The following is a 19,576-nucleotide window of genomic DNA, read 5'->3' on the forward strand; positions in this document are numbered from 1 at the left end:
ATCGACGGCCTGTTCCCTGACTCCTCTTCCGTGTTTCCAGCTTCCCTTTCCCTGTTTCCTGTTCCTGTTTCCTGAGTGAGCGTTTTCCGGCCCGGTGTGCGCCGGGGGCGCTGGTATCTTCGCCGGTGATTCGCGCGCCGTGCACGGCATTCACGAGCAGGCCCCGTTGAACAGAGCTGGAGTACCACCGATGCGGTTTCGACCCAAGACGAATCCGGTCGTGTTCACGGCGTCCACCGTGCTGATTCTCGTCTTTCTGATCGCGGGCGTTGCCGCCACGGACGCCCTGCACGGATTCTTCGATGCGGCGCAGGACGGAATCGCGGCGACCCTGGACTGGTACTACCTGCTCGTGGTCGGCGGATTCCTGGTGTTCGTCGTCTGGCTGGGGGCGAGCCGATTCGGACGTATCCGCCTCGGCCCGCCCGTCAGCCGGCCGGACTACCGCTATCTCACCTGGTTCGCGATGCTCTTCACCGCGGGCATGGGGATCGGATTGCTGTTCTGGTCCGTGGCCGAACCCCTGTCGCACCTTTCCGATCCGCCGATGGCGGAGCCGGGCGGCGCGGCGGCCCGCAGGGAGGCCATGCGGTTCACGTTCTTCCACTGGGGCCTGCACGCCTGGGCGATCTACATCGTGGTGGGCCTCTCCCTCGGCTACTTCGCCTACCGGCACGGGCTTCCGCTGCTGATCCGCAGCGCGCTGTACCCCCTGCTCGGCAAGCGCGTCCACGGCCGTATCGGTGACGCGGTGGACACCTTCGCCGTCTTCGGGACGATGTTCGGCGTCGCCACCTCGCTGGGCTTCGGCGTCCTCCAGATCAACGCGGGAATGGCGAGCCTGGATCTGCTGCGGCAATCGACCACCGTGCAACTGGTGCTCATCGTGGTGATCACCATCGCGGCGACCTTCTCCGTGCTGAGCGGGCTCGACAAGGGAATTCTGCGCCTCTCGCTCGTCAATGTGTGCGTCGGCGTCGCGCTCATGGCATTCGTGCTGTTCACGGGATCCACCACCGACGTGCTGGCGAGTTTCGTCCAGCAGGTCGGCGACTACGCCCAGACGCTGCCGGGGACGACCCTGTGGGCGGATGCCGATGCCCGCACCGGATGGCAGGCGCAATGGACCATCTTCTACTGGGGATGGTGGATCAGTTGGGCGCCTTTCGTGGGAATGTTCATCGCCCGGATCTCGCGGGGCCGGACGATCCGCGAATTCGTCTTCGGTGTTCTTCTCGTGCCCTCCGCTCTCACCTTCCTGTGGCTCGCGGTCTACGGGAACTCCGCCTTCGCCCTCGACGCGGAGACCGACGGCGCGCTGACCGCCACGGTGGCCGACGACCCCGCGACCGCGCTGTTCGGCCTGCTCAGCGAACTGCCGCTCGCCCAGGCCACGACCGTGTTCGCGATCCTGGTCGTCGCCGTGTACTTCGTGACGTCGTCGGACTCGGCGGCGTTCGTCATCGACCTGCTGACCTCGGGCGGCCAGGAGGACACGCCGAAGATCCAGCGCGTGTACTGGTCCTTCGTGGAGGGCGCCGTCGCCGCCGTGCTGCTGCTCGCCGGCTCCGGCGGCCTCCTCGCCCTCCAGACCGCCTCGATCACCACCGCGCTGCCGTTCAGCCTGGTGATGCTCGTGATGTGCTACGGGCTGGTCCGCGCCCTCTACGCCGACGACCGAGGGACGCCGCTCGACAGGATCACCCTCGCCGAGCCGTCCCACGAGCGCGTCCCCGCCTGCGAGGACCCGTCCCGGAGCCCGCTCCGGGACGGTGTCCAGGGCGCGCCCTGAGCCCGCTGCCTCCGTACGGGCGGCTCGTCAGCCCGCCTCCCCGAGCCGCTCGGTGACCCACGCGTGGAACTCCCCGATGTGGTGCTCGCTGGGCACCAGGACGCCGCCGTTCCGGTAGGCGCGGGAGGACATCGCGGGCTGGGTCCGCTCGCAGGCCGCGAAGTCCTGGAGGTTGACCCGGTGGAACAGCTCGACCGAGCGCGAGACATCGGCGCCGGACTCGACGACCTCCGGCGCGTAGAGCCAGTCGCACTCCACGACCGTACGGTCCTCGGCGAGCGGGAACATGCGGTGGACGATGACATGGTCGGGGACCAGGTTCACGAAGACCTGGGGCCTGATGGTGATCGCGTAGTAGCGGCGGTCGTGGGAGTCGGGGACGCCGGGGAGGCGGTCGAAGCCCGCGCTGCCGTCCACCGTGAAGCCCTGTGCCTCCTCGGCGAACTCCGGGCCGTGCCCCACGTAGAACTGGGCGGCGAAGCCGTCGGCGAACTCCGGGAGGACCTCGGTGAGTTCGGGGTGGATGGTGGCGCAGTGATAGCACTCCATGAAGTTCTCGATGATGAGCTTCCAGTTCGCCGCCACGTCGTAGGTGTGCCGCGTGCCGAGGGCCAGCGCCTCGATGCCGTAGTGGCCGATGACGTCCGTGCCGCCGAGGCGTCCGGCCACGTCGCCCATCACCGTCTCCTCGAAGGACGGCGGTTCGGGGGCGAGGCACACCCAGCCGTAGCCGAGCCATTCGCGCAGGTGGACGCCGTGCAGCCCGTACTCGCCGCGGTCCACGTCCGTCATCCGCGTCAGGTTCGGCGCCGCGGTCAGCTTCCCGTCGAGGTCGTACGTCCAGGCGTGGTACGGGCACTGGAGGGCGCGCCGCACCGTGCCGGACTCCTCGGTGCACAACTGGGCGCCGCGATGGCGGCACACATTGAGGAACGCGCGCAGCTCGCCCTTGCGGTTACGGGTGATCAGCACGGACTCCGCGCCGACGCGCACCGTGCGGTAGGCGCCGGGCCGGTCGAGGTCGGCGGAGCGCACGGCGCAGAACCACTCGGTCTCGAAGAGCTGCTGCTGCTCGCGCCGGAACAGCTCGGGGTCGGTGTAGTAACGGCCGGGGAGGGTGGCGAGCAGACTGGGGGCTGCCGTCGTCGTCATGGGTGCGCTCCGCGGAGGGGGTCGAAGAGGCCGATGGGGTGCTCGGTGGCGCCGTTCAGCGCGAGGTCGGCGGCGATCTCGCCGACCACGGGGACGAACTTGAAGCCGTGCCCGGAGAAGCCGCAGGCCACGGTGACGGAGTCGGGGTGCGCGGGATGCCGGGCGAGCACGAAGTGCTCGTCGGGCGAGTTGGTGTACATGCAGGCCACGGCCTTGCGCAGGCGGCCGGGGAGGTCGGGGATCCGCTCGGCCATGTGGGCCGCCATGGCCGCGGTCTCCTCGTCGTGCACGGTCCGCTCGATGGTGTCAGGCGTGCACACGGTCCCCCGGCGGAAGAACGCCACCTTCGCGCCGCCGTCCGGGCCTTCCAGCGCCGGGAAGCCGTAGACCTGCGTGGCGTCCGCGTCCTCCCAGATGTAGATCGGGTGCCGGTCGGGGGTGAAGGGCTCGGTCCCGCCGCGCGGATGGAACCAGTACATGATCTGCCGCTCGACCGTGAGTTCCACGCCCAGGTCGGCGAGGAGCGACGGCGCCCACGCGCCCGGGCACACGACCAGGTGGCCCGCCGTGTAGACGTCCTCGGCGGTGTGCACCCGTACGCCCGCGCCGCCCGGCAGCACGTCCCAGCGGGTCACGGGCTCCTCGAAGTGCAGGTCGGCACCGGCCTGGAGGGCGAGCTGGAGGTGTGCGGTGACGGTCGTCTCGGGGCGGACGAGCCCGGCCCGCGCCTCGTAGAGCCCCACCTCGTCGTCGCGGGGCGCGAGGGTCGGGAAGCGGCGCCGGATCTCCTTGGCGTCCAGCATCTCGTGCGGCAGGTCCCACTGCCGGGCCGAGCGCAGGCTGCCCGCGACCGTACGGGACCCGGGCGGGCCCAGCATCACGCCGCCGCACAGGGTGCTGATCGTGCGCCCGCTGTCCTGTTCGAGCTTCGCGAACAGCTCGTACGAGCGCAGGAGCAGCGGGACGTAGGCCGGATCCTCGAAGTAGGACTGGCGGATGATGCGGGACCCGCCGTGGCTGGAGCCCCGGTTGTGGGCGGGGCCGTGCTTCTCGATGCCGAGCACGCGGGTGCCGCGCGCGGCGAGGTGGGCGGCGGTCGCGCTGCCCATCCCGCCGAGTCCGATGACGATGACGTCGAATGAGGGCATGAGTGTCTCCCGTCTCCTGGCCCGTGTCCCGTCTCAGCGGCGGATCTTCGCCATCTCCGGGTCGAACAGCGGCTCCTCGCGCACCGTCGCCGGGACCTTCTCGCCGAAGTAGTCCACGGAGACGGCCGTGCCCGGCACGGCGTGGGCCGGAAGCCACGCGTATGCCACGCAGCGGCCCACCGAGTAGCCGTACGCCGCGCTCGTGACGTAGCCCGAGGCGAACCCGTCCACGTACACCGGCTCGCCGCCCATCACCACGGACCCGGGGTCGTCGAGGGTCAGGCAGGTCAGACGGCGTGTCGTTTCCCCGCGCGCCGCCAGTGCGGCGCGTCCCACGAAGTCGTCCTTCTTCATCCGGACGGCGAAGCCGACCCCCGCCTCGTACGGATCGTGCTCGGCGGTCATGTCGGCGCCCCAGGCGCGGTAGCCCTTCTCCAGCCGGAGGCTGTTGAAGGCGCTGCGGCCCGCGGCGACCACCCCGAGGTCCCGCCCGGCCTCCCACAGCGTGTCCCAGAGCCGCAGCCCCAGGTCGGCCGTGGTGTACAGCTCCCAGCCCAGCTCGCCGACGTAGCTCACGCGCAGCGCGGTCACCGGCACGCAGCCGACGTATGTCTCCCGGGCCTTGAAGAAGCCGAACGCCTCGTGCGAGAAGTCGGCCGGGGTCAGCGGCTGGACCAGGTCACGGGCGAGCGGGCCCCAGACGCCGACGCAGCAGGTGCCCGCAGTGATGTCGCGGAGCTGGACGTCGTCCGGCGCGTGCCGCTTCAGCCAGTCCAGGTCGGCCGGCGTGTTGGCGCCGATCTGCCAGCGGTCGGGCCCGAGCCGGGCCGCCGTCAGATCGCTGCGCACCCCGCCGCTCTCGTCGAGCAGCAGCGTGTACGTCACCGAGCCGGGCCGCTTGGCGAGCTGGTTGCTCGTCATCCGCTGGAGGAACGCGAGCGAGCCGGGGCCCGTCACCTCCAGGCGGCGCAGGGGTGTCATGTCGAACATCGCCACCCGCTCGCGGGTCGCGCGGGCCTCGGCCGCCGCGATCGGCGACCAGTGGCGCGCCGACCAGGCATCCCGCGCGGGCAGGCCGAGGCCCTCGGCGAGCGGCGCGTTCGCCTCGTACCAGTGCGGGCGCTCCCAGCCTCCCGACTCCAGGAAATACGCGCCGAGTTCGCGCTGGCGCTGGTGGAACGGGCTGACGCGCAGCGGCCGGGGCCGCTCGGGCGGCTGGAGCGGGTGGATCACGTCGTACACCTCGACGAACGCCTGCTCGCCGCGCTCCCGTACGTACGCGGGGGAGCGCTGGGCGCCCTCGAAGCGCCGGACGTCGCAGTCGTGTGCGTCCACGGACGGGCGCCCGTCGGTCATCCACTCGGCGACGGCGCGCGCGGCGCCCGCCGAGTGCGTGACCCAGACGGCCTCCGCGAGCCAGAAGCCGCCCAGCGCGCCCGACTCGCCGAGCAGCGGCATCCCGTCGGGCGTGAAGGAGAACACGCCGTTGAAGCCGTCGGCGACCGTGGTGTGCGCCAGCTCGGGGAGCAGCGCGGCGCACTCCTCCCAGCTCCGCGCGAAGTCCTCCGCGGTGAAGGGCAGCGAGGAGGGCATGACCGGCGCCTCGTCGTACGGCAGCACGCGGTACGGGTCGACGGGCAGCGGCCGGTGCGCGTAGGTGCCGATGCCGAGGCAGGGGCCGCCTTCCGCATCCAGATGCTCGCGGAAGTACAGGTCCTGGTCCTGGTGGCGCAGGATCGGGCGTACGGCCTCCGGATCGTGGCTCGCCCTGAGCGCGGGGAGCGGCGCCGTGCGCGCGTACTGGTGCGCGAGCGGCAGCAGCGGGACCTCCACCCCGGCCAGCGCGCCGATCACGGGGCCCCAGAACCCGGCGGCCGACACGACGTGCGCGGCGGGGAACGTGCCCCGGTCGGTGACGACCCCGGTGACCCGGCCCGCGCTCTTCTCGATCCCCGTCACCGTGTGCCGGTCCAGGAAGCGGGCGCCGCGCGCACGGGCCCGGGCGATCTGCGCCAGGCAGGCGAGCGTGGCGCGCGCCAGCCCGTCGCCGGGCGTGTGGAATCCGCCCAGCACCCGCTCCTGGTCGAGCGACGGCCACAGCTCGGCGCACCGCGCGGGCCCGACCAGCTCGCCGTGCACGCCCCAGGACGCGGCGAGCCCGGCCTTGCGGTGCAGGTCGGACCAGCGCTCCTCGGTCGTCGCCAGCTCCAGCCCGCCGACGGGCAGGAAGCAGGACCGGCCGTCGACATCGAGCGAGCCGAACTTCTCGACCGTGTACGTCGCGTACGCGGTCAGCGTCCGGGACGGGCTCGTACGGAACACCAGCCCCGGCGCGTGCGACGTGGAACCGCCGGGCTCCGCGAGCGGGCCCTGCTCCAGCACGGTCACATCGGTCCAGCCCCGCGCCGTCAGCTCGTCGGCGAGCGAACACCCGACGATGCCGGCGCCGACGATGACGACGGATTCGGTCTTGTCGTTCCCGGGACTCACAACACCACCACCGATCGCAGGACCTTGCCCCGCACCATCCGGTCGAAGGCGACCTCCACCTCGTCGAGCGCGACGGTCTCGGTGACGAACGCGCCGAGGTCGAGCTTGCCGCTGAGGTAGAGGTCGATGAGGACGGGGAAGTCGCGGCTGGGCAGACAGTCCCCGTACCAGGACGACTTGAGGGCGCCGCCGCGCCCGAAGACGTCGAGCAGCGGAAGGTCGAGCCGCGCCTCCTGGCCCGGCACGCCGACCTGGACGAGCGTGCCCGCCAGGTCCCGCATGTAGAAACCCTGTTCGTAGGTGTCGGCGCGGCCGACCGCGTCGATCACGACGTCGGCGCCGAACCCGCCGGTCAGGCCGCGCACGGCCTCGACGGCGTCCGTCCCGCGCGAGTTGACGCAGTGGGTGGCGCCGAACTGGGTCGCCGTGTCGAGCTTGGCGTCGTCGACGTCCACGGCGACGACCCGGCGGGCCCCGGCGAGCGACGCGGCGGCGATCGCGGCGTTGCCGACGCCGCCGCAGCCGATCACGGCGACCGTGTCGCCGCGGGTGACGCCGCCGGTGTGCACCGCCGCGCCGTAACCCGCCATGATCCCGCAGCCGATGAGTCCCGCGGCCTCGGGACGGGCCGCGGGGTCCACCTTCACGGCCTGGCCCGCGGCGACCAGCGTCTTCTCGGCGAAGGCGCCGATGCCGAGCGCGGGGGTGAGCGGCGTGCTGTCGGCCAGCGTCATGGGCTGGGCGGCGTTCTGGGAGTCGAAGCAGTACCACGGGCGGCCCCGGCGGCAGGCGCGGCAGCGGCCGCACGGCGCGCGCCAGGCCAGCACGACGTAGTCGCCGGGCAGCGGGTCGGTGACGCCGGGGCCGACGGCCTCGACGATCCCGGCCGCCTCGTGGCCGAGCAGGAACGGGAAGTCGTCGCCGACGGCGCCTTCCCGGTAGTGCAGGTCGGTGTGGCAGACGCCGCACGCCTGCACGGTGACGAGAACTTCTCCCGGGCCGGGGTCCGGCACCAGGACGGTCTGCACCTCCGCCGGTGCGTCCTTCTTCATCGCGATGACAGCGCGGACCTCGTGTGGCATTCCCAGACCTCGCAGCTTGTTGCGTAGTGCACGACTGGTTGCGCTATGAGAGACATAGTGAGAACGCGGAACCCCGCCGTCAAGAGATGTGGATCAGCGATTCCTGACGGCCCATCAGGCGTGAGCGCACGGCCCTACGGGGGCCGGAAAGGCGCTCTGAGCAAGGGACTTGCTCGCGGGGGCGAGTCCCGGAGCGCACCCCGGAGGGGCGGCTTCAGGGGTGCGGGGAAGTGCGCGCGCGACGACGATGGACCCGCGGTCCGCCGCGACACGGCAAGGGACAGCCCCTGCCCGGCACCGGCGAAAGAGGGCGGGCAGGGGCTGCCGGTCGACGCCTAGTAGGCGTACCCCATCCGTCGGGAGAGGTCCTGCGCCGCGGTCATCGTCCGCTTGGCGACTTCCTGGAGGCGCTCCTCCTCCAGGCGGTACGAGGGCCCCGAGACGCTGATCGCCCCGATGACCTTGCCGTCGTGCGCCCGTACGGGGGCGGCGACGGCGTGCAGGCCGATCTCCAGCTCGTCCCGCGCGACCGCGAACCCGTTCTTCCCCACGCTCTTCAGCTCGGCCCGCAGCTCGGCGGGCGAGGTGATCGTGTGCTCCGTCAGCCGCGGGAGCTTGCGCGAGAGGGCGCTCTCCTGCACGGACTTGGGCTGGTGCGCGAGCAGGGTCTTCCCGCTGGACGTCGCGTGCAGCGGCGTGCGCCGCCCCAGCCAGTTCTGCGCGGTCACGGACGACGAGCCGCGCGCCTGCATGATGTTGACCGCGGCGTCGTCGTCCAGCACCGCGATGTTCGCCGTCTCGCCCGCGTCCTCCGCCAGTTCGCGGCAGACGGGCGCGCCCTCCTGCGAGATGTCCAGCCGCGAGGCCGCCGCGCCCGCGAGGCGGAGCACGCCCGGGCCGAGGTAGTACTTCCCCCGGTCCTGCTCCTGCGAGACGAGCCCTCTCGCCTCCAGCACGCCCAGCAGCCGGAACGCCGTCGACTTGTGGACGGCCAGCTCCTCCGCGATCTCCGTGACCCCGGCCTCGCCGTGCCGCGCCAGGATCTCCAGCACGCTCACCGCCCGGTCCACCGACTGGACCGAACCCGCCGCGCCCCGTGCCTGCTTCCCCGAACCCGTTCCCATGTCCTCCGTCTTGTCCGTCATCTGCTCAACGTCACCGCCTGGTGGCCTGATTGTGATTCCCGGTGTCTGGTTCCCGGCGTCTGGTACCCGGCTCGCACCCGGGCTGAGGCGAGCGCTTGACGTGAGACCTCCCCGCTTGGATTCTGTTGCGCATCACGCGTCATCGTGCGCGATACGAAACTCGCATAGTAGCGAAGAGTGTGAGGGGGGCCAGTGCTACCCGTCTGCCGCCTTGAAGACCTGCCCGAGGGCGAGTCACTCCGTATCGACCTAGAACCTCCCATCGCCGTCTTCCACTCGGACGGTGAGCTGTACGCCATCGACGACACATGCACCCACCAGGACGCTTCGCTCTCCGAGGGGTGGCTCGAAGGCTGTCTGATCGAATGCCCGCTGCACGCGGCTTCATTCGACCTGCGCACCGGCAAGCCCACCTGTCTCCCGGCGCGCCGCGCGGTCCGCACCCACTCTGTCACCGTGCACGACGGGATGGTGTGGGTCCATGTGGCCGCCGAGGAGACCGAGCAGGCAGGACGGGGGACCGCGGCATGAGCGGCGCCATGAGGACCGTGACCGTCGTCGGCGCGTCGCTCGCGGGGCTGTACGCCGCGCTCGCGCTCCGCGACGAGGGCTACGACGGCCGGCTGGTGATCGTCGGGGACGAGCACCACCGGCCCTACGACCGCCCGCCCCTCTCCAAGGAGTTCCTGACCGGCGCGCTCACCGCCGACCGGCTCGCGCTCGCCGACGCCGAGGAGATCGCCGGGCTCGACGCCGAGTGGCTGCTCGGCACGCGCGCCGCCGCGCTCGACACGGCGGACCGCTCCGTAGTGCTGGAGAGCGGACGGCGCCTCACCACGGACGGCGTCGTCCTCGCGACGGGCGCCGCGCCGCGCCGCCTCCCCGGCCGGCCGCCGGAGGGGCCGCCCTCCGGCGTGCACACGCTGCGCACCCTGGACGACGCCGCGGCCCTGCGCGAGGCCCTCAGCAGAGGGCAGGCCCGCGTCGTGGTCATCGGCGCCGGGTTCATCGGCGCCGAGGTCGCCTCGTCCTGCGCGACGATGGGCCACCGGGTCACCGTCGTCGAGGCCGCGCCGCAGCCGCTGCTGCCGCAGCTCGGCCAGGAGATGGCGGAAGCCTGCGCCGCGCTCCACACCGACCACGGCGTCACCCTGCTCACCGGCACGGGCGTGTCGGGTCTGCACGCCGACACGCGCGGGAACGTCGCCTGGGTCGAGCTGGCCGACGGCCGCTACCTCCCGGCCGACGTGGTCGTCGTGGGCGTCGGCGTACGCCCGAACACGGACTGGCTGGAGGGCTCGGGGCTCGCCCTGGACGACGGCGTCGTCTGCGACAGGGGCGGCGCCACCTCCGTACCGGGCGTCGTGGCGGCCGGTGACGTGGCGCGGACCGACGGGACCCGCTCCGAGCACTGGACCAGCGCCACCCAGCAGCCCACGGTCGCGGTACGGAACCTGCTCGCCGGCACCACGATCGAGACGCACACCGGCCTGCCGTACTTCTGGTCCGACCAGTACGGCGTCCGCGTCCAGTTCGCGGGCCGCCGCGCACCGGGCGACACGGTGCGACTCGCCGAGGGCTCCCCGGAGGACCGCAGCTTCCTCGCCGTCTACGAGCGCGACGGGGTCCCCACGGCGGCACTCGCCATGAACCGCCCACGGCCCTTCATGAGAATGCGCAAGGAACTGACGAGGGCGGGCGGCCTCGCGGCGGTCTGACGCCCCCTTGGCCGGGGGCGGGCCGCCCAGTTCCCCGCGTCCCTTGAGGGCGCTGCCCGGAGCGCCAGCGCCCCATCAGGGGCGCGGGGAACTGCGCGAGCAACCACCCCCGACCCGCGGTCTGCGACACACAGGCGGGGCAGCCCTTGCTCAGCAGTCCCGACAGAGGGCGCGCCGACGCCCCGTGCACTCTTGCCGCGTTGCCCCGCCGCGCTCACGCTGGGCACCGTGAAGCCACCCGCATTCGACTACCGGGCACCCCGCACCGTGGACGAGACGGTGCGTCTGCTGAGCGGAGCGAACGGCGCGACGACGCTGCTGGCCGGGGGCCAGAGCCTGTTGCCGCTCCTCAACCGCCGCCGCGTCCGCCCCGTCACCCTCGTGGACCTGGGCGGTGTCGAGGGCCTCGACACCGTCACCCTGGAGGAGCGCGCGGTGCGTATCGGCGCACTCGTCCGCCTCCGCGCGCTGGAGACGCACGCCGCGCTCCGCGACACGCTGCCCGTGCTCCATGAGACCGTACGGCTCGTCGCGTACCCCCAGATCCGCACCCGCGCCACGTTCGGCGGCTCGCTCTGCCACGCCGACCCGGCCGCCGAACTCCCCGCGCTCGCCCTCGCGCTCGGCGCCCGGCTCCGGCTCCGTTCGGCCGCCGGGCAGCGCACCGTGGACGCCGAGGAATTCTACCGGCCGGGCGGCGGCACCGCCCTCCTCCCCGGCGAGCTGCTGACCGAGGCCGAGCTGCCCCTCCACGAGGGGCACCGCTTCCGCTTCGCCGAGGTCCCCCGCCTCGGGCAGGGCGGCTTCCCGCTCGTCGGAGCCTGCGCGGGCGTGTCGCTCGACCCCGAGGGCACGGTGATCTCGGCGCGCCTCTCCGCCGCGGGCGCCGCCGACCGCCCCCTCCGTCTCCACGCCGCCGAACGCGCCCTGACGGGGCGGGCGTTGAGCGGCCTCGGGTCCGTGCTCGACGCCGCCGCGCACGAGGCCGACCCGCCCTCCGACACGTACGGCAGCGCCGACTACCGCCGGGCCCTCCTCCGTACGACACTCCGACGGGCCCTCGAAGGGATGAGGCCATGACCGGCGCACCGGAACGGACGGTCTCGCTCACCGTCAACGGCACCGCACGCGCGGCCCGTACCGAGGTGCGGACGCTGCTCAGCGACTTCCTCCGGCACACCCTCGGCCTCACCGGCACCCACGTCGGCTGCGAGGAGGGCGTCTGCGGCTCCTGCACCGTCCTGCTGGACGGCGAGCCCGTCCGGGCGTGTCTCATGCTCGCCGTCCAGGCCGAGGGCCGGCGTGTCGAGACCGTCGAAGGGCTCGCCCAGAACGGCGAACTCACCGCGCTCCAGCGCGCGTTCATGAGCGAGCACGGACTCCAGTGCGGCTTCTGCACCCCCGGCATCCTCATGAGCCTCACCGCGGCCGAGCGCGACGGCCTCCCCGAGGAGGAGACCGCCACCCACGTCCTCGCGGGCCACCGCTGCCGCTGCACCGGCTACAACGGCATCCGCGCCGCCCTCACCCGCAGCCGCGAGGGAGGTTCCGATGAGCACTGACCACGGAGACCGGGCCGAGGCCGACGCCGACGCCGACGCCGGCGCCGAAGCCGTGCGTCCCGGGCTCATCGGCCGCGCCCTGCCCCGCGTCCACGACGCGCGCATGCTGCGCGGCCACGGGCGCTACGCCGACGACCTCGACGACGGCACCGCGCTGCACGCCGCCGTCGTCCGCAGCCCCGTCCCGCACGGCAGGGTCACCCGCTTCGACGGGACCGCCGCGCGCGAGGGCGGCGCCGCGCTGGTGCTCGGGCCCGACGAGATCGCGCGGCACGCCGACCCGCTCCCCACCGTCTGGCGGCTGCCGGGCCAGCACCAGCGGGACATCGAGGTCGCCACGCGGACCGTGCGGTACGTCGGGCAGCCCCTCGGCCTCGTCGTCGCGGCGAGCCGCGCCGCCGCCGAGGACGCCGCCGAGCGCGTCGAGCTGAGCATCGACCCGCTGCCGCCGGTCGTCGGCGTCGACGCCGCGCTCGCGCCCGGCGCGCCGCTGCTCTATCCCGAGGCGGGCACCAACGTCGCGGGAGAGGTCCGCTTCGGCGACCCCGCCGACGAGATCGAGCGGGCCATGGCCGCCGCGCCGCACGTCGTCACCCGCGAACTGACCGTCCAGCGCGTCAACGCCGCCTCCATGGAGCCCCGGGGCCTCCTCGCCGAGTGGATCCCGCACACCGAGCGGCTCACCGTCTGGAGCAGCACCCAGGTCCCGCACCCCGTGCGGCACGGCCTGGCGACCGCGCTGCGGCTGCGCGCCGACCAGATCCAGGTCCTCGTGCCCGACCTCGGCGGGGCCTTCGGCAGCAAGACCACGCTGTACGTCGACGAGGCGCTGGTCTGCCTCGCCGCCCGGCTGCTGGGCGGGCGTGTCGCCTGGACCGAGGACCGTACGGAGGCGCTGACCGCCACGTACCAGGGCCGGGGCCAGACGGCCACGGCGCGCCTCGCGCTCGGCCACGACGGGCGGTTCCTCGCGCTCGACGCCCATGTGCGCGGCGATCTCGGGGCGTTCAGCACGCAGGGCGGCTCGGGCCCGTTCCAGATCACGGGGCAGTCCCTGGAGGGCCCGTACAAGCTGCCACTCGCGGGCGCCACCGTGACCTGCGTGCACACCAACGCGGCCCCCACCGGCGCCTACCGCGGCTACGGCATGCAGGAGTCCACCTGGATCCGCGAGCGCCTCATCGCCGAGGCGGCGCGCGAACTCGGCCTGGACGCCGATGAGTTGAGGCTGCGCAATCTGATCGCCGCCGAGGAGATGCCGTACACGGTCCGTACGCACATGACGTACGACACCGGCGACTACCCCGCCACCTTCCGCGCCGCGGCCGACGCCGTCGCGGAGGCGCCGCGCGAGCGGACCGGGCGTGTCCGGCGTGGCGTCGCGACCGTGCCCAGCGTGGAGATCACCGGGTACGGGCCGACCGCGCTGCTGGAGATGACCGGGCTGGAGGCCAGCGGCTGGGAGAGCGGCCGGATCCGCGTCAACCAGGACGGCACGGTCACCGTCTTCGCCGGGGCCGTCTCCATGGGCCAGGGCATCGAGACCACGCTCACCCAGATCGTCGCCGACCGTCTCGGCGTGCCGATGAGCCTCGTCGCCGTGCGGCTCGGCGACACGGAGGCCACCCCGCACTCCGAGTACAGCTCCCAGGCCAGCCGCTCCCTGGTGCTGTCCGGGAGCGCCCTGCTGCGCGCGGGGGAGAGGCTGCGGGAGCGGATGGACGCGCTGGCCGCGGCGTTCCTGGAGACCACCCCGGAGGACGTACGCCTCGAAGAGCTGACCTTCCGCGCGGACAAGACCGACCGCACCGCCACCTGGCGCGAGATCGCCCACCGGGGCTGGCTCGGCTGGGGCCGGCCGGAGCACGACCGTATCCAGTTGGAGGAGACGGTCGACTTCGACCCGCCCGACGTGACCTACGCGCACGCGTCGCACGCCGCCGCCGTCGCCGTCGACCTGGACACGGGCGCGGTCACGGTCGAGGGCTACTGGGCGGTCCACGACAGCGGGGTCCTGGTCAACCCGCTGATCGCCGAGGGCCAGACCGCCGGAGCCGTGGCCCAGGGCCTGGGTCTGGCCCTGCTGGAGGAGGCCGCGTACGACCCGGTGACGGCCCGGCCGCTGGCCGCCTCCTTCTGGGACTACGCCATTCCGGCGCCGCCCGACGTCCCCGAGATCCGGGTCAGCCACACCGAGACACCCACCCCGCACAACCCCGGCGGCTTCAAGGGGCTCGGCGAGGGCGGCACGCTCCCGACCGCCGCCGCCGTGGTCAACGCGGTCGCGGACGCCGTCCCGGAGATCGCGGCCCGCCTGGACCGCACCCCGCTGACGCCGTACCGGGTGTGGACGCTGCTGCGGGACGCGGGCCTGGCGGACGAGGGACAGGAAGGGACGGGCGAACGGTCGTAATGTGGGGGTATGGCTGAAATGGAAGCACCCCGTCGCTACGAGGTACGGCTGTACCCCCGGCTCGCCGACGAGGACGGCCACCCGGACCCCGGCGAGCCGGTGCGGTCCGGCACCGTCGAGGCGACGGGCCGGACCGGCGAGTCGGGCTATCCCCGTTACGAGGGCGACGGCTTCGTGGCCGACATCGACCCGTCCACGGGCACCGTGGAGGCGGTGACTGTGGACGGGGAGGAGCTGGACTACGGCTGGACGGTGGGCGCGACCGTAGAGCCCTGGTGAGCGCGGGCCGCCGGCACCGCCTCCGGCGTGTCCGACCGCCCGGAGGCCAGCGCGGCCAGCAGTGCCTCCGGCTCGTCCGCGTGGAAGCGCACGGAGCGGATCGCGGCGAGCCTGCCGAGCGGGCGTGTCGCGGTCATCGGCTCCGTCAGCTCGATCCGTACGTTCGTCTGCGAGGCCACCGCGACGACGATCTCCCCCGGCTCTCCGGGCTCTCCGGGCTCTCCGGGCTCTCCGGGTTCCCCGGGCTCTCCGGGCTCCCCGTCCTCCCCGGGCTTCCGGGCCTCCCCGGGAGCCTCGTCGCCCTCGACCGTCACCGTGCCGCTCTCGCTGTAGTGCCGCACCCGGTGCGCCGCGGCGATGCGCTCGCGCGGGACGCGCAGGTCGAAGAACGCGCCGTAGCGGACGCGGAGTTCGCCGCCGGTGACGACGTGCGGGCGTGTCACGCAGGCCGCGATCATCGCCAGCACCGCCACCACCGCGTACGCGTCGATCACGAAGACCACGGTCCGGATCCACGCCGGCACGCCGGTCTCGCGCAACAGGACCTCCAGGCCCACGAGTTCGACGACCATCGCGAAGAGGAACAGCAGCAGCGTCGAGGTCTGCGCGCGGGAGTACGAGAACTCCCGCGCCCCCGGCGGCACCCCGTGGCGGCGGCGCGCCACCCACAGGGCGAGGCTGGCCATGCCCTTCGTGTCGAAGCCCACGACACGCCGGACCGTGGCCGGGACGAGCCGCTCGTACGTGCCGCGCCACGCCGCGCGCCGTCCCCCGCCGGCCCTTCGCTCCTCCCGGTAGAGCCGCCACGTCGTCGCGCCCTCCAGCACCACGACCGCCAGCACGGCCGCCTCGACGGCGGCGAGCAGCGGCCCCGGGAGGGACACGCCCGACACCAGCAGGACCATGAGCACCAGTTCGGCCGGAACCGCCGCGACCAGCGCGGCACGCGCGACCCTCAGCATCCCGCTCATCCCGCTCATCCCTCTCCCTCCATGGCGTTCCGCCGCAGCGCGGCGATCAGCAGCCGGAACATCTCGGCCTGCGCGGGCGACAGCTCGTCCTCCATCGACGCGGCCCACTGGTCCACCGCGGCCTCGTCCAGGTGCTCCGCCGCCGCGGCCGTCATGGCGTGCGGGAGCAGCGCCGCGAAGTCCTCGGCGAGCGCCGCGACACGCGGGTCGCCGGGATCCGCGTCGGCCAGCGTGTCCATCCGTACGTAGAGGTCCTGGGCCCGCGCGTAGGTCTCCGGATCCGTGAGCGGCTGGAACATCTCCGTCAGCGCCGCGCGGTCCCCGGGGTCGGCGCCCGTGTCCATCATCACGAGCAGCTCCCGGTCGAAGGCGGCGAACCTCGACTCCCCGGCGGGCAGTTCCCGCAGCACCTCCGCCATCTCCGGGGACACGGTCGAGTCCGGGTGCAGATCCGTCTCGGTGAGCAGCGCGGCGAGCCGGGCGCGGCGCGCCGCGAGCGCCTCCTGCTGCCGCGCCAGGTCCACGTCCAGCTCCAGCAGCACCTCGCGCAGCTCCCGCCCCTTGTCGTCGGCGAGCACGTCGCGGATCTCGTCCAGGGAGAGCCCCAGCTCCGCGAGCCGCCGCACCCGGGCCAGCACGACCGCGTCCCGCAGGCGGTACTCGCGGTAGCCGTTGGGCAGCCGTACGGGCTCGGGCAGCAGGCCCTCGTGGTGGTAGTGGCGCACGGTCCGGGTCGAGACCCCGACCAGCGCGGCAAGCTCGCCGATTCGCATGCCCTCATTGGAAACGTTGCCGTTGCGTCAAGGTCAAGCGCACCCTTCCCTCCGGGGCGCGGGACTGGTGTGATCACCGGTATGGACGAGGGAACGGGGGCCTCGGCGCGGTGGGCGACGTGCGGGGCGACGGAGGCGGACGGGGGATGCCGGGGCGTCGTGATCGCCGACGGGAGCTGCCTCGCGCACCTGCACGAGAGCGTCAGCGGCCCGTACCTCGCCGGGCTGGCGCCGGGCGCCGACGTCGATCTGCGGGGCACGCGCCTGGGGGCCCGGCTGCTGGGACGGGTGCTCGACGCGGTGCGGGACCGGACGGGGACGGCGCGGTTCGGGGCGGCGGCGTTCGACGACGCCTCGTTCGCCGCCGACGCGGAGTTCCGCGCCGCGGTCTTCGAGGACCACACGCGATTCGTCCGCGCCACGTTCCACGGGTTCGCCGACTTCAGCCGTACGGACTTCGGCGCGTACGCCTCCTTCGTGGGCACGGCCTTCCGCGAGGACGCCTCCTTCGACGGCGCGCGGTTCGGGGACTGGGCGGGCTTCGCGGAGGCGGAGTTCGCGGACGGCGCGTGGTTCGAGGACGTCGCCTTCGAGGGCGACTGCTCCTTCCGGCGCGCGTCGGTACGGGGCGACGCCCGCTTCGACCGGGCCCGCTTCGCCGGGGAGACCGGCTTCGACGACGCGGTCCTCGCCCGGCGCGCCCTCTTCCGCGGGGCGGAGTTCCGGGGGCGGCTGTCGCTGGGGCCGCTCGTGTGCGGGGAGTCGCTGGTCCTCGACTCGGCCACCGTCGCGGGGCCGACCACCTTCGAGGTGAGCGCCCGGCGTGTCTCGGCCGTCCGCACCCGTTTCGAGGAACCGGTCACCCTCGACGCGCGCCACGCCGCTCTCGACCTCGGCGGCGCCCTCCTGCTGCACCCCTGCACCGTCTCCACCGCCGTGCCGAACCCGCGCACGCGGCACGCCGAGGAGGAGCTGCTGGGCGAGGACGCCACGCCCGAGGGTCTCGTCTCCGTCAGCTCCCTGCGGGGCGTCGACGCCTCGATGGTGCTGCTCGCGGGGGTGGACCTCACCTCCTGCGCGTTCTCCGGCACGCACCACCTCGACCAGCTCCGCCTGGAGGGCAAGTGGCGCCTGGGCAGCACGCCGCGCGGGCTGCGCTGGAGCCGGGGCCTGCCCCGCTGGTGTGCGCAGCGCCAGGTGATCGAGGAGGAGCGGCAGTGGCGTACGCACCCCTCGCGCGGCTCCCGCACCCGGCACGACTGGGGCCCGCCCCCGTCCGACCCCGGGGCCGTGCCCGGCCTCTCCGCGCTCATGACCACCTACCGCCAGCTCCGCAAGGCCCGCGAGGACGCCAAGGACGAGCCGGGGGCCGCCGACTTCTACTACGGCGAGATGGAGATGCGCCGCTACGCCAGGCCCTGGCGGAACGCCGAGCGCTGGCTCCTCCAGGCGTACTGGGCGCTGTCCGGCTACGGGCTGCGTGCCTCGCGCGCCCTCGGCTGGCTCGCGGGCGCGATGCTCGTGACGGTGTTGCTGATGATGGCCGTCGGCCTGCCCGACACGCCCGGCCGCCCCTACCCCGCCGCGTCCGGCGTGGTGGGCACGCAGGCGCCCACCCTGCACCGCCCGTTCGCCGACCGCTTCACGGCGGCGCGCGCGGAGCGGGCCGCCGACGTCGTGCTGAACTCCGTCGTCTTCCGGGCCAGCGGCCAGCAGCTCACCCTGCCGGGGCGGTACGTGGAGAAGACCGCCCGCTTCGCCGAGCCCGCCCTCATCGGCCTCGCCGTCCTCGCGATCCGGGGGCGGCTCAAACGGGGCTGACGGCGCACCACCACTCACAGGGGCCCCTCACACACAGGGAGACGAGAATGCCGACGCTTGTGGTCCTCGGGTACCGGGAAGACCTCGACCGCGCGATACGCCGCAGGGGCCTGGACGCCCACTACCTCGTGCAGACCCCGGCGATCCCCCCGGAGGACCGGAGGTTCACGCGCGTCGCCGACTTCGAGAACGCCCAGGAGATCCTGCGTGCCGTGCTCGCGGCGGGGGCCGGGGACGCCGTGGGGGCGCTGAGCGTCCACGAGATGGGCGTCTTCGGCGCGGCGTACCTGCGCCGGCAGCTCGGCCTCCCCGGGAACACGGACTCCCTCAGGACGCTCTACTTCCGCGACAAGTACCTCCAGAAGCACGCGCTGCCCCCGCACGTGCGCCGCGCCCGCTGCCGCTACGTCCCCGAGGGCACCCCGTACGGCCGGCTCGCCGACGAGCTGGGCGAGCCCTTCGTCGTCAAGCCCGCGACCGGGGCCGGGTCGCTGCGTACGGCCGTCGTCCGGTCCGCCGAGGAGTACGCGCGGGCGCTGGAGGCGCTTCCGGCGGGCTCGGACGTCGGGGTCGTGGCGGAGTCGTTCGTCGACGCGCCCGAGGTCTATGTCGACGGGATCTGGCGGAACGGCGGACTCGCCTGGTGGTCGGTCTCCCGCAACCACATCGCGCCGCTCTCCGCCGTGCGCGGCGGCGTCCTGGCCGCGCACGTGCTCGACAGGAGACGCCACCCGCGGCTCTTCGAGCGCGCCGGGACGCTCGTCGCCGAGGCGCTCAAGAGCCTGGAGGCGCCCGACTGCGTCTTCCACCTGGAGACGTTCGTGGAGGAGTCGGGCCTCACCTTCGGCGAATGCGCCCTGCGGCTTCCGGGCGCGCTCTCCCCGCGCGTCAACGAGCTGACATACGGCGTCGATCTCTTCGACGCGGAGATCAGCCTCGCGCTGGGGGAGGAGCCCGCGCTGCCCCCGCCCCCGGCCGGCGGCGACCCGGAGCGCTTCCACGGCTATCTGCTGCTGCGCCGCGCCCCGGGCGCCGGGCTGACCCGGCAGGACTTCGCGCGCCGCTTCGCCTTCGACGAGCTGAGCTACGACGGCTCGCCCGACGCCCCGGTCGGCCCGTACGGGCGTGTCGGGCAGGCGATCGTCTCCGACCCGGACGAGTCCGCTCTCCAGAAGAGGATGGAGGAGATCGCACGGTTCAACGAACGCGGCGGAGACTGACGGGCGTTCG

General features: G+C 73.4%; 16 protein-coding genes. 9 read left to right on the forward strand and 7 right to left on the reverse strand.

Annotated features, from left to right (window positions below):
- The first annotated feature begins 190 nt into the window (after nt 1-190).
- Nucleotides 191-1,792: a BCCT family transporter gene (locus ABD343_RS30475; protein ID WP_344532765.1), complete on the forward strand. Its 1,602-nt coding sequence runs from the start codon at nt 191-193 to the stop codon at nt 1,790-1,792.
- 27 nt (nt 1,793-1,819) lie between these two features.
- On the opposite strand, the gene ABD343_RS30480 is transcribed toward ABD343_RS30475, so the two are convergent.
- The 5 genes from ABD343_RS30480 to ABD343_RS30500 all read right to left on the reverse strand — a co-directional run bounded on the left by ABD343_RS30480 (nt 1,820) and on the right by ABD343_RS30500 (nt 8,809).
- A complete protein-coding gene (locus tag ABD343_RS30480; protein ID WP_344532767.1) occupies nt 1,820-2,944 on the reverse strand; it encodes an aromatic ring-hydroxylating oxygenase subunit alpha in 1,125 nt (374 codons plus the stop codon).
- On the reverse strand, nt 2,941-4,092 hold the full coding sequence (gene solA, locus ABD343_RS30485) for an N-methyl-L-tryptophan oxidase (RefSeq protein ID WP_344532769.1): 1,152 nt from the start codon (nt 4,090-4,092) through the stop codon (nt 2,941-2,943). Before solA ends, ABD343_RS30480 begins: the two co-directional genes overlap by 4 nt.
- A 33-nt stretch (nt 4,093-4,125) precedes the next feature.
- The gene (locus ABD343_RS30490) at nt 4,126-6,582 is read right to left on the reverse strand and encodes a GcvT family protein (protein ID WP_344532771.1); all 2,457 of its coding nucleotides are present in this window, start codon (nt 6,580-6,582) and stop codon (nt 4,126-4,128) included.
- A complete protein-coding gene (locus ABD343_RS30495) occupies nt 6,579-7,664 on the reverse strand; it encodes an S-(hydroxymethyl)mycothiol dehydrogenase (protein ID WP_344532773.1) in 1,086 nt (361 codons plus the stop codon). Before ABD343_RS30495 ends, ABD343_RS30490 begins: the two co-directional genes overlap by 4 nt.
- A gap of 335 nt (nt 7,665-7,999) precedes the next feature.
- Nucleotides 8,000-8,809, reverse strand: a complete 810-nt coding sequence (locus ABD343_RS30500) for an IclR family transcriptional regulator (RefSeq protein WP_344532775.1) — start codon at nt 8,807-8,809, stop codon at nt 8,000-8,002.
- 192 nt (nt 8,810-9,001) lie between these two features.
- On the opposite strand from ABD343_RS30500, the gene ABD343_RS30505 reads away from it, so the two are divergent.
- The 6 genes from ABD343_RS30505 to ABD343_RS30530 all read left to right on the forward strand — a co-directional run bounded on the left by ABD343_RS30505 (nt 9,002) and on the right by ABD343_RS30530 (nt 14,781).
- Entirely contained in the window at nt 9,002-9,340 is a 339-nt protein-coding gene (locus tag ABD343_RS30505) for a bifunctional 3-phenylpropionate/cinnamic acid dioxygenase ferredoxin subunit (protein ID WP_344532777.1), read from the forward strand.
- A gap of 8 nt (nt 9,341-9,348) precedes the next feature.
- Nucleotides 9,349-10,527: an NAD(P)/FAD-dependent oxidoreductase gene (locus ABD343_RS30510; protein WP_344533107.1), complete on the forward strand. Its 1,179-nt coding sequence runs from the start codon at nt 9,349-9,351 to the stop codon at nt 10,525-10,527.
- Between the two features lie 228 nt (nt 10,528-10,755).
- Nucleotides 10,756-11,607, forward strand: a complete 852-nt coding sequence (locus ABD343_RS30515) for an FAD binding domain-containing protein (RefSeq protein WP_344532779.1) — start codon at nt 10,756-10,758, stop codon at nt 11,605-11,607.
- Nucleotides 11,604-12,089: a (2Fe-2S)-binding protein gene (locus ABD343_RS30520; protein WP_344532781.1), complete on the forward strand. Its 486-nt coding sequence runs from the start codon at nt 11,604-11,606 to the stop codon at nt 12,087-12,089. The genes ABD343_RS30515 and ABD343_RS30520 overlap by 4 nt, the downstream gene beginning before the upstream one ends.
- Nucleotides 12,079-14,502 (forward strand): xanthine dehydrogenase family protein molybdopterin-binding subunit, encoded by a 2,424-nt coding sequence (locus ABD343_RS30525; protein WP_344532782.1) that lies wholly within the window; start codon nt 12,079-12,081, stop codon nt 14,500-14,502. Before ABD343_RS30520 ends, ABD343_RS30525 begins: the two co-directional genes overlap by 11 nt.
- Before the next feature lie 9 nt (nt 14,503-14,511).
- A complete protein-coding gene (locus ABD343_RS30530; RefSeq protein ID WP_344532783.1) occupies nt 14,512-14,781 on the forward strand; it encodes a hypothetical protein in 270 nt (89 codons plus the stop codon).
- On the opposite strand, the gene ABD343_RS30535 is transcribed toward ABD343_RS30530, so the two are convergent.
- The gene (locus ABD343_RS30535; RefSeq protein ID WP_344532785.1) at nt 14,742-15,761 is read right to left on the reverse strand and encodes a hypothetical protein; all 1,020 of its coding nucleotides are present in this window, start codon (nt 15,759-15,761) and stop codon (nt 14,742-14,744) included. The two genes, ABD343_RS30530 and ABD343_RS30535, sit on opposite strands and share 40 nt — an antisense overlap.
- Complete coding sequence (locus tag ABD343_RS30540; RefSeq protein ID WP_344532787.1) at nt 15,758-16,525, reverse strand: MerR family transcriptional regulator; 768 nt, start codon at nt 16,523-16,525, stop codon at nt 15,758-15,760. Before ABD343_RS30540 ends, ABD343_RS30535 begins: the two co-directional genes overlap by 4 nt.
- An 81-nt stretch (nt 16,526-16,606) precedes the next feature.
- Here ABD343_RS30540 and ABD343_RS30545 point away from each other — a divergent pair, with 81 nt between their 5' ends.
- Nucleotides 16,607-18,346, forward strand: coding sequence for a pentapeptide repeat-containing protein (locus ABD343_RS30545; protein WP_344532789.1), 1,740 nt, complete (start codon nt 16,607-16,609; stop codon nt 18,344-18,346).
- A gap of 47 nt (nt 18,347-18,393) precedes the next feature.
- Nucleotides 18,394-19,566 (forward strand): ATP-grasp domain-containing protein, encoded by a 1,173-nt coding sequence (locus ABD343_RS30550; protein ID WP_344532791.1) that lies wholly within the window; start codon nt 18,394-18,396, stop codon nt 19,564-19,566.
- Nucleotides 19,567-19,576: the final 10 nt, after the last annotated feature.

This window comes from Streptomyces albiaxialis, assembly GCF_039530985.1.
Taxonomy (GTDB): Bacteria; Actinomycetota; Actinomycetes; order Streptomycetales; family Streptomycetaceae; genus Streptomyces; species Streptomyces albiaxialis.

Excerpts from the sequence above, each read along its gene's own strand:
- ABD343_RS30525 (WP_344532782.1), top strand. The coding sequence starts at position 12,079 with ATGAGCACTGACCACGGAGACCGGGCCGAGGCCGACGCCGACGCCGAC.
- ABD343_RS30495 (WP_344532773.1), bottom strand. The coding sequence starts at position 7,664 with ATGCCACACGAGGTCCGCGCTGTCATCGCGATGAAGAAGGACGCACCG.
- ABD343_RS30520 (WP_344532781.1), top strand. The coding sequence starts at position 11,604 with ATGACCGGCGCACCGGAACGGACGGTCTCGCTCACCGTCAACGGCACC.
- ABD343_RS30540 (WP_344532787.1), bottom strand. The coding sequence starts at position 16,525 with ATGCGAATCGGCGAGCTTGCCGCGCTGGTCGGGGTCTCGACCCGGACC.
- ABD343_RS30510 (WP_344533107.1), top strand. The coding sequence starts at position 9,349 with ATGAGGACCGTGACCGTCGTCGGCGCGTCGCTCGCGGGGCTGTACGCC.
- ABD343_RS30550 (WP_344532791.1), top strand. The coding sequence starts at position 18,394 with ATGCCGACGCTTGTGGTCCTCGGGTACCGGGAAGACCTCGACCGCGCG.
- ABD343_RS30480 (WP_344532767.1), bottom strand. The coding sequence starts at position 2,944 with ATGACGACGACGGCAGCCCCCAGTCTGCTCGCCACCCTCCCCGGCCGT.
- ABD343_RS30530 (WP_344532783.1), top strand. The coding sequence starts at position 14,512 with ATGGCTGAAATGGAAGCACCCCGTCGCTACGAGGTACGGCTGTACCCC.
- solA (WP_344532769.1), bottom strand. The coding sequence starts at position 4,092 with ATGCCCTCATTCGACGTCATCGTCATCGGACTCGGCGGGATGGGCAGC.
- ABD343_RS30535 (WP_344532785.1), bottom strand. The coding sequence starts at position 15,761 with ATGAGCGGGATGAGCGGGATGCTGAGGGTCGCGCGTGCCGCGCTGGTC.
- ABD343_RS30545 (WP_344532789.1), top strand. The coding sequence starts at position 16,607 with ATGGACGAGGGAACGGGGGCCTCGGCGCGGTGGGCGACGTGCGGGGCG.
- ABD343_RS30500 (WP_344532775.1), bottom strand. The coding sequence starts at position 8,809 with ATGACGGACAAGACGGAGGACATGGGAACGGGTTCGGGGAAGCAGGCA.
- ABD343_RS30475 (WP_344532765.1), top strand. The coding sequence starts at position 191 with ATGCGGTTTCGACCCAAGACGAATCCGGTCGTGTTCACGGCGTCCACC.